Genomic DNA, 12,460 nt, shown 5'->3' on the forward strand with positions numbered 1-12,460 from the left:
GGACGGTGGACGTGTGGGTGGGTACTCGGCTAGACGGCCAGGTGCCGTTGCTTGATGTCAGGGTCGGCGTCAAACTCCTGCCAACTGCCGCGGAAGGCGATGCGGCCGGTGTCCATCACCAGCACCGTGTCGGTTGTCTGCCTGGCAAACCAGATGTTCTGTTCGCACAACAGTAGCGCCGCCTGCTCGGCCTCGCACAGTTCACGCACGCTGATGGCAAGCTGCTCGACGATCGCCGGTGCCAGCCCCTCGGTCGGCTCGTCCAGCAGAAGCAACCGCGGGCGGCAGGCGATTGCCCTGGCAATCGCCACCATCTGCTGCTGGCCGCCGCTGATCTGGCCGCCGCCGCGTTCGCTGATCGGCTGCAGCATCGGGAAGCGGTCGACGATCTCCTGAGCAGGAATGGGCGTACGGCCGGGCGCGGTTGCATAGGCAGCCATCCTGATGTTCTCGCGCACCGTCAGATGCTGGTAGATACGTCGGTCCTCCGGTACCAACTGCAGGCCGAGCCGTGCCCGCTTGAACGCCGGCAGGCCCTTGAGCGACCGGCCCTCCCAGCGGACCTCGCCGTCGACGGTCGGGCCGGCATTCATGATCGACTTCAAGAGCGTCGACTTGCCCGCGCCATTGCGGCCGATCACGGCCACCCGGCCGAGGACAGGAACATCGAGTTCGACGCCGTGCAGGATGTGGCTGCTGCCATAGAAGGCGTTGATACGGTTCGCCTCAAGCATGATGCGCCTCCTTGCCGAGGTAGACGTCGCGCACCACAGGGTCGGCGCGGATATCATCGATGCTGCCTTCCGCGATCTTGCGGCCCTGGTTCATCACCATGATACGGTCGGCCAGCCCGAAGATGACGCCCATGTCGTGCTCGGTCATGATGACGGTCAGGCCGCTGCCCTTGCCACTGATGCTGCGGATCAGCTCGGTCACGCCAACGCGTTCGCTGGGCGACATGCCTGCGGTGGGTTCGTCGAGCATCAGAACCTTGGGCCGCCCGGCGAGCGTGATGCCAAGTTCCAGGCGCTTCTTGTCGCCATGCGACAGTTGGGCGGCGGCAATCCTTGCCTTGCGCTCGAGCGACAGCCTGGCCAGGATTTCACCGGCCTCGTCCACGGTCGCGCGCGACGGTCTGACCTGATACCAGGGGGTGTCCCGCTGTCCCATGTTCTTGGCGCGCGCCTCGATGGCAACGACGATGTTCTCCTCAGCAGTCATTTCCTTGAAGATGCGCGCCATCTGGAAGGTGCGGCCCATGCCCGCGCGTGTGCGGCGGTATGCCGGTTCCTTCGTTACATCCTTGCCGAGGAACTCGACGGTGCCCGCCTCGCAGCCGACTTCGCCAGTCATGACCTTGAACAGTGTCGTCTTGCCGGCGCCATTGGGGCCGATGATGGCGAAGGTCTCACCTTCCAGAATCTCCGCCTCGATGCCGTGCAGTACCTTGAGCGCGCCGTAACTCTTGTCGACGGAATGCAGCCGGATCATAACGCCTACTCCTTCACCGGCCGGAGGGTCGTCGCTGTGGCCTTCGCCTCGGCCCGATATGGATCAGCAAGACGGGCGACCAGCGCGTTCCAGGCACCGGCCACGCCAGTGGGAAACAGCAGTACGACACCAAGCAGGATGCCGCCGGTGATGATCTCCTGGATACCGACCAGGGTGCGCGTCGAGAACTCGATTGCGGAGAACAGGAAGGCACCGATCATCGGCCCCCAGAAGGACGAAGCACCGCCAAGAAGGGTGAACAGTATCGGTTGCGTCGAGCGCATCATGTTGCCGATGTCAGGCGTGACGATCTGGGCCCAGGGCGCGAAGAGCGAGCCCGCACAGGCGGCAATCGCCCCTGAAATGGTGAATGCGACCAGGCGGTAGCGATGAGTATCGACGCCCATGAACGCGGCGCGTTCGGTGTCCAGCCGGATCGTGCGCAACGTGCGACCGAAGCGACCGTGGGCGATCCACCAGCACAGGGCCACCAGAAGAGCGCAGGCGACGCACAGGAACCAGTAATAGTGGTTGCCTTGGGCGAGATCGACAGTAGCAACGCCGATGGAGGCCTTCGGCCGGACAATGCTCGGGATGCCGTCCTCCGCACCCAGCCAATGGATCTTGGCGAGCGTGATGCGCAGCAGCTCGGCCAGCGCCAGCGTCAGGATGGCCAGGAAGATGCCGGTCGACCGCCTGAGCGCCACGACACCGATGGCAAACGCCACCGCTCCGCCAATGGCCGTCGACAGGGCGATCAGCAGCAGGAACTGCCCTTCATACCCGCCGCGCAGTGTCACTGCCATCGTATAGGCGCCGATGGAAAACAGCCCACCGCTGCCGAAGCTGGCCAGGCCGGCATAACCGAACAGCAGGTTCCAGGAGAGTGCGAAGACGGCGACAACCATCGTCGTGCCAGTGAGGAACACAAGCCCGGAATTGGCCCAGAAGGGCAGAAGGACAAGCGCTGCCGCAAGGACAGCGAGCAGAGCGCCCGAAATGGTGCGGTTCATAGCCGGCTCTCCCCGAGTATGCCGTTCGGCCACATCAGCAGGAAGGCGACCATGCCGACATAGACGGCAACGCCCGGATAGGCCGGCAGGAACATTGTGTTGAGGCCGTCGATCAGGCCGAGCAGGATGGCGGCGATAAAGGCGCCGCGGACATTGCCCAGCCCGCCGATGACAACGGTGATGAAGGCGAGCAGCAGGAAGGTGTCACCGAGCGCCGGCGACAGCGTCTGATTGGGCAGCAGCAGTCCGCCGGCAAGCCCGGCAAGGGCAAAGCTGCCGCCAACCGCCGCCATGATGCCCGCCGGAACGTTGATGCCCAGCAATTCGGCCATCCAGCCGTCACGGGCGATCGCGGTGATCATCTTGCCGGCCCAGGCCCGATGAATGACGAAGTCGAGTACCAGGAAAACGACGATGCCGGAGCCGATGATGAACAGCGAAAAGGACGGCACGAACAGACCGAAGATGTCGACACCGGTATCGATGCCGGGCGGCGGATCGACCGACAGGAATTCCAGTCCCCAGACAAGCTTCACGAAGCCCACACAGACAAGCATCACCGCGAAGGTAGCGATCAGCATGTAGTGTTCGTCGACATGCTGAATGCGCCGAAGGACGAAACGCTGGACAACGATCCCGAGGACGCCCACCACCAGCGCCGCAACGACGGCCGCGGCAACCAGCGCCAGGACCGAACGCGGAGCCGAGCCGACGAGCGAGCTCGCGACATAGGCGCCGATCATGAAGAAGGCGCCATGGGCGAAGTTGAGGATGCGCATGATCCCGAAGACGAGGGTCAGACCCGCGGCGACGAGGAACACGGCCATCCCGGTCGTGAGACCGTTGACCAGCGTGAACATCTGATTTTCCGCCTCTAGTTGAGCTTGGAGCCAGGAGTTGCCTTCTCTAGGAACTCCGCGCCCGGAAGCTGCGCCGTCTCGAACACGCTCCAGCCATTGGCATTCTTGTCGTCGCGGCCGAAGCGGATGTAGGTCAGGTCACCGGCAAAGCCGTGGTCTTCCTTGCGGAACTGGATCTTGCCCAGCGCCCCTTGCGGCGTCTCGGTCTCGATGGTCGGGATCAGCTTGGCCGCGTCGAGCGAACCCGCCTTGGCGACGGCATTGGCGATCGTCAGGATGCTGTCGTGCGAAACGCCGATGTACCAGTTCGGATATTCGTCGCCGCGCAGCTTGATGTAGGCCTTGTGGACCTCGCCGCTGACCGGGTTGCCCTTGTTGGCAGCCGGATACCAGCCGGTCCAGCTCCACAGCGATGCAGGCGTGTTGGCGCCCATGGCTTTGGCGATGGCGAACTCGTTGGCACTGTCGCACAGCACCTTGAACTTCTCGTCGAGACCGAAGGTGCGAGCCTGCTTGTAGTAGCTGATGGCGTCGGCGCCCTGCAGGACGTTGAACAGCCCCGGCGCGCCCGACCCGATGATGTTGGAAATCTGGTTGCGGAAGTCGGCCCCGCCATAGGGCACCAGCACCGGGTCGAGCACCTCGACCTTGCGACCGGCTTTTTCGGTTTCCGCCTCCAGCCCCTTGGTGAAGGCGTTGGTGATGTCGGCAAGCGCGGTGACGTCGGAGCGCAGCGTCGCCCACTTCTCGATCTCCGGGTGCTTCTGGGCCATCAGGGTGCCATAGCCGCCGAAGCACATCGGCGACGAAAACCCGAGGCGGAAGGCGCGCGGATTGAAGGCTTCATGGGTCAGTGCGAGCGCCGATGCCCCGACCATCACCATGGTGACGTCAGCTTCCTCGAGCAGCGGCAAGGTGCCGAGCAGGTTGGCGGTGAAGGTGCCCTGGGCGAACAGCTTGATGCCGTTGCCGGTCAGTTCGCGGAAAGCAGTGACGGCACCTTCGGGCGAGTTCTTGTCGTCACGCACCACCAGCTCGATCTTCGCGCCATTGACGCCGCCGGCAGCATTGAGGCGCTCGACCGCAATCTCGCAACCATCCTTGATATAGTTGCCGTAGAGCTGGCCCGGGCCGCTCAACGTGGTGATCAGGCCTATGCGTACAGCTTCTCCCTGCTGCGCGCGCAAGATGCCAGGCATAGCCAGCGCGCCGACGCCCGCTGCCGAGGTCGTCAGAAAATGTCTTCTGTTCAATCGCATGTCTTCCTCCCAAAAGACCGGGGCTTCCTCCTCCCCGGATGAATGCGGTCAGTGGATCTGCAGAACCAACTCCCTCACGCGCGAGCGCATGATCTGTCCGGTGGCCGGCGTCTTTGGCAGTTCGTCGACAGCCACGATGCGGCGCGGATGCTTGAAGGTCGCCAGCGACTGGCCGAGATGGCTGCGCACGGCCTCCAGGCTCGGGCATTCGCCCGGGCGGTCGAGTACGACGGCAGCACAGACCAGTTCGCCCCATACGGGGTCCGGCAAACCAACAACGGCGACCGAACGGATGCCCGGGCAGCCGGCGAGCGCGAGCTCCACCTCGGCAGGTGCAACCGTCTCGCCACCCGAGCGGATGACCTCGCGGCGGCGACCCGTGATGGTCAGGAAGCCTTCGTCATCCGTCTCGGCGACATCGCCGCTGCGATACCAGCCGTCGACGAACACCTCGGCAGTCTGATCGGGCAATTCGAAATAGCCGTCCATCATGCTGAGTGAGCGCAATTGCAACTCGCCATCGACAATGCGCGTCTCGTTGCCAGGCAGGGGCAGGCCTACACTGCCGGGCTTGCGATCGATCTCGGAATCGTTGAGGCCAAGTGCCGCGCCAAACTCGGTGGAGCCGTACATTGCAGCGCGATAGGCGCGCGGAAAGCGGGCACGGATGCGGTCCATCAGCACGGGGTCGAAGCGCGACGTGCCTGACGCCGCCGAGCGCACCACCGTAGCGTCGAAAGCGACGTTGGAGGCGAGCAGCCGCTCCCAGACAGCCGGAATGCAGTAGAGAAAAGCCGGTTTCCAGCGGTCTATGGCGCGGGCAAGCATGTCGCCTTCGGGACGGCTGACGAAGTGCACAGCGCGCCGATGCGCCCAGTTCTCCATCAGGTAGTTCCAGCCGGCCCAATGGAACATCGGGAACGTCATCAGTTCGCCACGGCCACCTGACGTGACGAAACGCGAAGCGCCGAGATAGGAGCGCAGCCAACTTGCCTTATGTGACAGCACCACGCCCTTCGGCCGGCCCGTGCTGCCGCTGGTCAGGAAGATCGCGTGGCTGTCCTCTTCCTCGACGCCAAGGTCGGGAAGTCGGTCGCAACTGGCCCTGCTGGCGAGAGCATCAAGGTTCACGCCCGCAGTTGCCGCGGCGCCAGCGCCGAGGATCGCCACCGGAACATCGGCGCAGGCTGAGGAGAAGCGATGGCCGTGCTGCCGCAACGGATCGAGCACGAGAAGGTCTGGCCGGATGTAGTCGGCAATCGGCAACAGCTCATCTTGCGACAGCGCCGGGTTCAGCGGCACGAAGGCGGCCCCCAGTCGCTGGCTGGCGAAATAAAAAGCCAGATGATCGAGTGTCATTTCGGCCTGAAACAGAATGCGGCTGCCACGCTTGATGCCGAGGGATTGGAGGACCCTTGCCATCGCATTGGCAGCGCCATCGACCTCGGCGAACGTGACAGTGTGTTCATCGAGCGACGCTGCGAGCGCATTCGGCGTCGAGCTGACAGCAAGATCGAGTATGCGATGGACGTGCCGTTGCATCATGCCTGTTCCGTAGCCGCAATGTCCTTGATTTCGCCCAGCGGGTAGGTCTTGCCGAGCGACTCCATCATGTAGTCCGCGCCACCAGATGCCGGCACGAACCAGCCGGTCGGGCACATGGTCAGGATCTCGACGAGGCTGAGCCCCTTCTTTTCCATCTGTCGCTGGAAGCCCTTGCGGATCAGTCGCCGCGTCGCCGCGATCGAGGCGGCGTTGTGCACCGAGCCGCGCGCCACGAAGGCCGATCCCGGCATCGCCGCCACCATATCGCCGATGACGATGGGATAGCCGTGATAGGCGGCATCGCGGCCTTCGAGCGTGTTCTTGGTGCGCTGGCCGATGACGGAGGATGCCGTCATCTGGCCGCCGGTGTCGCCGAACACGCCGTTGTTCAGCAGGATGCAGGTGATGTTTTCACCGCGTGCCGTCGCATGCAGTATTTCGGCGAGACCCTCGCTGGTCATGTCGCCATCGCCTTGCAACGTCCATACGGCGACCTCCGGACGCATGCGCTTGAGGCCGGTCGCAACCGCGGGTGCGCGTCCGTGCAGGCAAAGCGTGGAGTCGACATCCATCGTCATGATGAACGAGCCGTAACAACCATGGCCGATGATCGATACGTTCTTTTGAGCTAGGCCGAGTTCCTCGATGACCTCGAGCACTAGGCGGATGGCCACCGGCTCGCCGCAGCCTGGGCAAAGATGATGTTCCTCGGTCTGCAGCAGCGTCGGCTTGAACGAAGCCACCTTGTTGCTGGGCGCCTCGGGCGGGCGCGTGGTCATGACGATGCTCATTTGCTGGCTCCGTGGATGGCTAGCTCGATGCGCTCGCGGATCACGGTCGCATCCATGAGGGGGCCGAGGTTCAGGCCGGACTCATCGAAGCTGACGCCGCCGATAGCCTTGACCAGCTTGCGGTCGTGCACGTTGAGCCTGACGTCATCGATCATCTGGCCGGCATTGAGCTCGAACACCAGCACGCACTTGCAGCCCTGCGACGCCCGCTCGAGCGCTTCGCCCGGATAAGGCCACAGTGTAACAGGGCGGAAGTAGCCCACCTTGTGGCCGTCGGCGCGCATCTCGCGCACCACATGCTCGACGAACTTGCCGCCAGAGCCGAAGGCGACGACGAGCGTTTCAGCGTCGTCCGTGAAGCCTTCTTCATGGCGCGCCTCGACTTCGGCGATGGCGTCGAACTTGGCGGCGATGCGCTCCCAGTGCTTGCTCGGGCCGGGACCGGGGTCGTTGGTCTTGCCACAACCGAAGGTCCAGATCTGGCGCGACTTGCCGGTGCCACCCGAAGTGCCGTCGAGCTGCCAGTCCTTGGGCGGCAGCGGCTCGAGGTCAAGCTGCGGCAGCGTCGTTCCCATCTGGGTGCGGGCGAGCAGATTGTCGCCCATGAAGATGACAGGCACGCGGTACTTGTCGGCGAGGTGGAAGGCGAGTTGCGCGTGCTCGACCGCCTCATGCAGATCCTTTGGCGCCAGCGTGATGGTGCGGTAGTCACCCCAACCGCCGCCGCGTGTCGCTTGGAAATAATCCTGCTGGTTGCGGGCCATGTTGAAGATGACGATCGGCGTCTCGTTGAGCGCGGCCTCCGCGATCGCCTCCTGCATCAGCGCCAGGCCCTGGCCGCAGGAGCCGCTGGCGGCGCGAAAACCACCGGCTGCAGCACCCAGTGCCATGTTGATGCCTTCTATCTCCGTCGCCGCATTGATGCAGACCCCTTCATGGTGCGGCAGTTTCTCGGCCATGTATTCGAGCAGCTCGGTCGCCGGCGACATCGGATAGCCAGCATAAAAGCGCAGGCCAGCCTGGATCGCCGCCTCGACGATCGCCTCGCTTCCATCCATCAGGCGCATCGTCATCACTGCATCCTTTCGGCGTCGGAGCCCGAAACGATCGGCTCGTGGTACTTGTAGACTTCGAAGACAAAATCGGGGCACACCTGCTGACAGGCGGTGCAGCCGGTGCAGCCGGGAGCAAGTTCGGGATAGAGATAGCCGGTGGCGTTACCTGTCCTGGACATGGTCAGGACCCTCGGCGGACAGGCAACGATACAGAGTTCGCAACCTTTGCAGCGGTCGGCATCGATGACGAGCGTGCCGCGCGTGACCTGTCTCATGCGACCTCCCGTGCGTCGAGGTCGACGGCGAAGGCCATCGGCGTGACTGAGGCTGCACCAGCACGTATCGCCCGCTCGTTGGCTTCGATGTGCTGGCGGCGATAGGATGGGATCTGTTCGGCCATTGCAGCCACAGCGCTGTCGATTTCCACGGCACCGGTGAGCGCCGCGAAGGCGCCGAGCATCACCATGCCAGCGGCCATGCGGCTTCCCAGCTCGGTGGCGATCGCCGTGGCAGGCAGCTTCACAAGCCTGTGCTTTTCCATATCGGGCAGGTCGGCCGCGATGGTCTCTTCGGCCAGCACGAACGAACCCGGCCGCAGACGCGAACCGACACGCTCCCAGAACAGATGCGACATCGCGATGGCTGAGCCGGCATGCGGAAGGATAGGCAGCGCCTTCAAGGGCTTCGCGCCGATGACGACGGTGCCGATCGAGCTGCCGCCGCGCATGTGGCCGCCATACTCGCCGGCGAGCATCACATGCCGGCTATCCTTGATGGCGGCGAGCGCCAGCGACTTGCCGATGAGCTGGATGCCCTGCCCGCCAATGCCGGAAATGAAAAGATCGAGTTCCAAGTAACCCCTCCCGGTTGCTCGTGACCCTAGAGCTACGCACTTCCGGTTCAGGGTGCAAGACTTTTTTCTCCTTGAACATGAAATTTCATGTTGAAGTACAAAAAATGTTCGCTAGCTTCCCGCCACGGCTTTGGAGGGACGAAAATGACTTATGTGGTGACCGACGCCTGCGTACGGTGCAAATTCACCGACTGTGTGGCTGTCTGCCCGGTGGACTGCTTCCACGAAGGCGAGAACATGCTGGTTATCGATCCTGAGGTTTGTATCGACTGCGGCGTATGCGAACCGGAGTGCCCGGCCGATGCGATCCTCGCCGATACCGACCCGCTGGCGGAAAAGTGGCTGGCGCTGAACAGGCAGTATTCAGCGAAATGGCCTGTCATCTCGGCCCAGTTGCCGCCACCTCAGGATGCACAAGACTTCAAGGGGCTCGATGGCAAGTTCGAAACCCATTTCTCGCCAGAGGCCGCTGCACGTTGACAGCAGTGCCTAACGCGGCGCGATCCCATCGAACAGGATATCGAGGATCTGCAGCGCGAGCTCGGTCGGCGTGAGCCCCCCCGGACGGTACCATTCGCGGGTCCAGATCAGTGTTCCCTGCAGCACCTGGTTGGCAAGCGACACATTGATGCCGGGCCGCAATTCGCCTGCCTCGGAAGCGGCTGCCATCAGGTCGCGCCAGATCCTGTTGGTCTCGTTCAAAAGGCCGAAATGCCGCTCGCGCACATCCTCTGGAACCTGATTGATGACATTGCCATGCGCAGCGATGTAGTCGAGCTTCTGCAGCGTCGTGTTGAGATAGGTGATCGCCGCTGCCTCGATGCGCTCGCGATAGCACGTTTCCGGCGGCAGTTGCTGCAGCGTGGCCAGGAGCCTCATATGCAGCTCCCGGGTCAGGCTGTTGATCATTTCCTCGACCAGCACGTCCTTTGTCGGGAAGTGATAGCGCAGCGCCGTCACATGCAGATCGATCGCGTCGGAAATTTCACTGAGCTTGGTAAGCTGATAGCCCTTCTGGGCAAACACCTTGGCGGCAGCGTCGAGGATCTTTTCCTGCACGCCTTCGGTCTTGCGGCTCGGCTTGCGGCCCGAAGCCCTGCGCGCAGTCCGGTTGATTTCGCGGACAGCCCCATCCGCCTCCAGTGTCGCCAGTTCATCCGGTTCTTTGGTGGTCATTTTCCGTATGTCCGAGTTTGCCAACTCGCCTGTTCCACTGTCGTTGTTTCCACTCATTCGCCAGGCGCCTCCGTGCCATCAGACCACAGCTTTCCCTTCCGTGGCTGGCCATCGCGCAACCTCGGCAACTGCCAAAAGCTGGCGATGGAATATGGCTTCGTCGGGCGTTCACACCCGCCCCACCATGGCGATGCCAAGGGATCATGCAAGGAAATTTTCTCCTTGAGCATGAAAATATTGCAGATAAGTTCGCCGGCGGGAATGCGGGAGGGTTTCATATGTTCGAGCTCAATCTGAGCGGGCGCCATGTCGTCATCGCCGGCGGCAGCAGGGGGCTTGGCCTCCACACCGCGCTTGCCTTCGCCGAGGCTGGGGCCTCGGTGTCGATCTGCGCCCGCGGCAAAGGCGACCTGGACGATGCCCGAGAGAGGATCGCTGCACGGTGTCATCGCCCACGCGGCCTTGTGTGACCTCGCCGAGCACGCTTCGATCATGGCCTATGTCGAGGACGCTGCTGCGAGGCTTGGCGGCATCGACATCCTGGTCAACAACGCCACCGGCAAGGCCAGTTCCGACACCGAACAGGACTGGGCCGCAAGCCTCAGCGTCGACGTACTCGCCACCGTTCGCGCATCATCGGCCGCGCAACGCTACCTGGAGCAGGGAACCAATGCGGCCATCGTCAACATCTCCTCGCGCACTGCTTTCGGCCCCGCCCCGACCACACCGGCCTATGGGGCGGCAAAGGCGGCGATCATGCATTTCACCCGGTCGCAGGCCGCAGCCCTTGCCGGCAAGGGCATTCGCGTCAACTGCGTTGCCCCGGGCTCCCTGGAATTTCCTGGCGGATGGTGGGACAAATGCCGGGTTCAGAACCCGGCGCTCTACGACAGGACGCAGGCGAGTTTTCCCTTTGGCCGCTTCGGCACGCCCGGAGACATCGCAAACGTAGTCCTGTTCCTCGCCTCGCCATTGAGCGGGTGGATCACCGGCCAGACCCTGCTCGCCGACGGCGGCCAGACACTGCAATAGGAGCTCAAGACTGGATCGAATGAGCTGTCAGAACCCTGACGTCGATTTCTCGATCTGCTTCAGCTTGCCGTTTTCGATGCGAAAGAAGGGCATTGCACGTTCGCCGGCGCCGTCGTCGCGGAAGCGGAAGATGCCGGTCGATCCACGGAAGCCGGTCGGGTTTTCGATCACCTTCTTGGTGAAGCCCTTCGGACCCATGGCGCTGGCAATGCCGGCGGCCAGGGCAACCGTGTCGTAGCCATAGGCGACGTTGATGTCAGGTTCGTAATTGTAGGTCTTGCGGAAGCGGTCGGCGATCGGCCCGATCTCGGCCGCGTCGAGGGTGGCGATGTAGGCGCCCTGCAGTGCTGGGTCGCTTATGCCGTGCTCGAGCCAGCGAGTGGAGCCGACAAGCGAAACGTTCTTGCCGAGCACGCCCTTGGCCTTCAGCGCCGAGACAAGCGGCGCCGGATTGGCGCTGCCGCTGGCGATGACGATGGCCTGTGGATCGTCGACAAGTGCCATCATGTCTGCAACTGCCTTGTCCGAACCGCCACCGGCTGGACCGAAAGGCAGCGCCACCGCCAGTGACGCACCATAGATGCTGAGACTGTTTGCGACGCGTTTTTCGATAACCTTGCCGGCATCGCCTTCGGCCATGAACAGCACGAACTTGCGCGCGCCCTTGGCGGCAATGGCCGCAGCACCAGCCGCGGCGCTGTCGGCCTCGTTGAGCCGCACCGAATAGACGCCCGGTGCGCCGGCGTAGTTGTCGGCGAGCGCCAGCACGAGTGGCCTGTTGGCGCCCGAGACGGCTGCCAGCTGGCGCACCGCGCCTTGCTCGGAGGGACCGATGACCAGCTTGGCACCCGAAGCAAGCGCCCCCGTCGTCAGGGTCCGAGCACGCGTTTCGTCGCCACCGGTATCCTCGATGTTCAAGGTCAATAGGTCATTGCCGAGGTCGGCCATGGCCAGCGCAGCGGCGTCGCGCATCTTGCGGCCGCGGTCGCCGGCGGTCCCGCCTGCCGACAAGGGCAGCAGCATCGACACCTTGATCGGTCCCTTGCCCAGGCTTTCGCCCGATTTCGCAGGTCCTGATTTTGCAGCTGAAGTATTCTGCGGGCCGATCTGGCCGTCGGACGCGGAGCCGAGGACGTCTTCGGTGCTGGTGTCGGATTGGCATGCGCCAAGGCCAAGCGGCAGCGCCAAGGCGAGTGCCAGCAATGCGGCACGCCCCAGCCGTTCAGGTTCCCTCATCATTCCTCCCCAGGAGCGCAAACTCGCACTCCGACCATCAACCTGCTTATCGCGTGGGGGAATGTCCACGTCATTTCGCGAGGGACCGTTGAACAGATCAGCAATTGTTCCGCCACCTGTTGCAAAATTCACCGGTCAGTTGGCCGGGT

At 63.5% G+C, this 12,460-nt stretch carries 15 protein-coding genes and 1 pseudogene; 3 read left to right on the forward strand and 13 right to left on the reverse strand.

Features of this window, described 5'->3' with window-relative positions; genetic code table 11:
- Positions 1 to 29: 29 nt before the first annotated feature.
- From Amn_RS29430 to Amn_RS29475, 11 genes and pseudogenes are all read right to left on the reverse strand, one after another.
- Entirely contained in the window at positions 30 to 734 is a 705-nt protein-coding gene (locus Amn_RS29430; RefSeq protein WP_154384372.1) for an ABC transporter ATP-binding protein, read from the reverse strand.
- Entirely contained in the window at positions 727 to 1,491 is a 765-nt protein-coding gene (locus Amn_RS29435) for an ABC transporter ATP-binding protein (protein ID WP_067968134.1), read from the reverse strand. The genes Amn_RS29430 and Amn_RS29435 overlap by 8 nt, the downstream gene beginning before the upstream one ends.
- A gap of 5 nt (positions 1,492 to 1,496) precedes the next feature.
- Positions 1,497 to 2,504: a branched-chain amino acid ABC transporter permease gene (locus tag Amn_RS29440; protein WP_067968137.1), complete on the reverse strand. Its 1,008-nt coding sequence runs from the start codon at positions 2,502 to 2,504 to the stop codon at positions 1,497 to 1,499.
- The gene (locus tag Amn_RS29445; RefSeq protein WP_067968139.1) at positions 2,501 to 3,364 is read right to left on the reverse strand and encodes a branched-chain amino acid ABC transporter permease; all 864 of its coding nucleotides are present in this window, start codon (positions 3,362 to 3,364) and stop codon (positions 2,501 to 2,503) included. Before Amn_RS29445 ends, Amn_RS29440 begins: the two co-directional genes overlap by 4 nt.
- A 14-nt stretch (positions 3,365 to 3,378) precedes the next feature.
- Complete coding sequence (locus Amn_RS29450) at positions 3,379 to 4,623, reverse strand: ABC transporter substrate-binding protein (RefSeq protein ID WP_154384373.1); 1,245 nt, start codon at positions 4,621 to 4,623, stop codon at positions 3,379 to 3,381.
- A gap of 48 nt (positions 4,624 to 4,671) precedes the next feature.
- Positions 4,672 to 6,168 carry a class I adenylate-forming enzyme family protein gene (locus Amn_RS29455; protein ID WP_067968146.1) on the reverse strand — a complete coding sequence of 499 codons (1,497 nt, stop codon included), beginning with the start codon at positions 6,166 to 6,168 and terminating at the stop codon, positions 4,672 to 4,674.
- Positions 6,165 to 6,959, reverse strand: a complete 795-nt coding sequence (locus Amn_RS29460; protein WP_067968149.1) for a thiamine pyrophosphate-dependent enzyme — start codon at positions 6,957 to 6,959, stop codon at positions 6,165 to 6,167. The genes Amn_RS29455 and Amn_RS29460 overlap by 4 nt, the downstream gene beginning before the upstream one ends.
- On the reverse strand, positions 6,956 to 8,032 hold the full coding sequence (locus Amn_RS29465; RefSeq protein WP_154384374.1) for a hypothetical protein: 1,077 nt from the start codon (positions 8,030 to 8,032) through the stop codon (positions 6,956 to 6,958). Before Amn_RS29465 ends, Amn_RS29460 begins: the two co-directional genes overlap by 4 nt.
- Complete coding sequence (locus Amn_RS29470) at positions 8,032 to 8,223, reverse strand: ferredoxin (RefSeq protein WP_442866541.1); 192 nt, start codon at positions 8,221 to 8,223, stop codon at positions 8,032 to 8,034. Before Amn_RS29470 ends, Amn_RS29465 begins: the two co-directional genes overlap by 1 nt.
- A 3-nt stretch (positions 8,224 to 8,226) precedes the next feature.
- Positions 8,227 to 8,289: pseudogene (locus Amn_RS32770) on the reverse strand (ferredoxin); the annotation flags it as partial.
- Positions 8,286 to 8,867 (reverse strand): 2-oxoacid:ferredoxin oxidoreductase subunit gamma family protein, encoded by a 582-nt coding sequence (locus tag Amn_RS29475; RefSeq protein WP_154384375.1) that lies wholly within the window; start codon positions 8,865 to 8,867, stop codon positions 8,286 to 8,288. The pseudogene Amn_RS32770 and the gene Amn_RS29475, both read right to left, overlap by 4 nt.
- A gap of 144 nt (positions 8,868 to 9,011) precedes the next feature.
- Between Amn_RS29475 and fdxA the strand changes: the two genes are divergently transcribed.
- Positions 9,012 to 9,347 carry a ferredoxin FdxA gene (gene fdxA, locus Amn_RS29480; RefSeq protein WP_154384376.1) on the forward strand — a complete coding sequence of 112 codons (336 nt, stop codon included), beginning with the start codon at positions 9,012 to 9,014 and terminating at the stop codon, positions 9,345 to 9,347.
- 9 nt (positions 9,348 to 9,356) lie between these two features.
- Here the strand turns inward: fdxA and Amn_RS29485 are convergent, their stop codons facing one another.
- A complete protein-coding gene (locus Amn_RS29485; RefSeq protein ID WP_165915992.1) occupies positions 9,357 to 10,043 on the reverse strand; it encodes a TetR/AcrR family transcriptional regulator in 687 nt (228 codons plus the stop codon).
- Positions 10,044 to 10,321: 278 nt separating this feature from the next.
- On the opposite strand from Amn_RS29485, the gene Amn_RS32660 reads away from it, so the two are divergent.
- Together Amn_RS32660 and Amn_RS29490 are read left to right on the forward strand one after the other, a co-directional pair.
- A complete protein-coding gene (locus tag Amn_RS32660) occupies positions 10,322 to 10,513 on the forward strand; it encodes an SDR family NAD(P)-dependent oxidoreductase (protein WP_353622440.1) in 192 nt (63 codons plus the stop codon).
- Entirely contained in the window at positions 10,461 to 11,075 is a 615-nt protein-coding gene (locus Amn_RS29490; RefSeq protein WP_353622441.1) for an SDR family NAD(P)-dependent oxidoreductase, read from the forward strand. Before Amn_RS32660 ends, Amn_RS29490 begins: the two co-directional genes overlap by 53 nt.
- A 27-nt stretch (positions 11,076 to 11,102) precedes the next feature.
- Here Amn_RS29490 and Amn_RS29495 read toward each other — a convergent pair whose 3' ends face one another.
- Positions 11,103 to 12,311, reverse strand: a complete 1,209-nt coding sequence (locus Amn_RS29495; protein WP_286298666.1) for an ABC transporter substrate-binding protein — start codon at positions 12,309 to 12,311, stop codon at positions 11,103 to 11,105.
- Positions 12,312 to 12,460: the final 149 nt, after the last annotated feature.

The sequence above is a fragment of the Aminobacter sp. Y103A genome, from assembly GCF_030294925.1.
Lineage (GTDB): Bacteria > Pseudomonadota > Alphaproteobacteria > Rhizobiales > Rhizobiaceae > Aminobacter > Aminobacter ciceronei.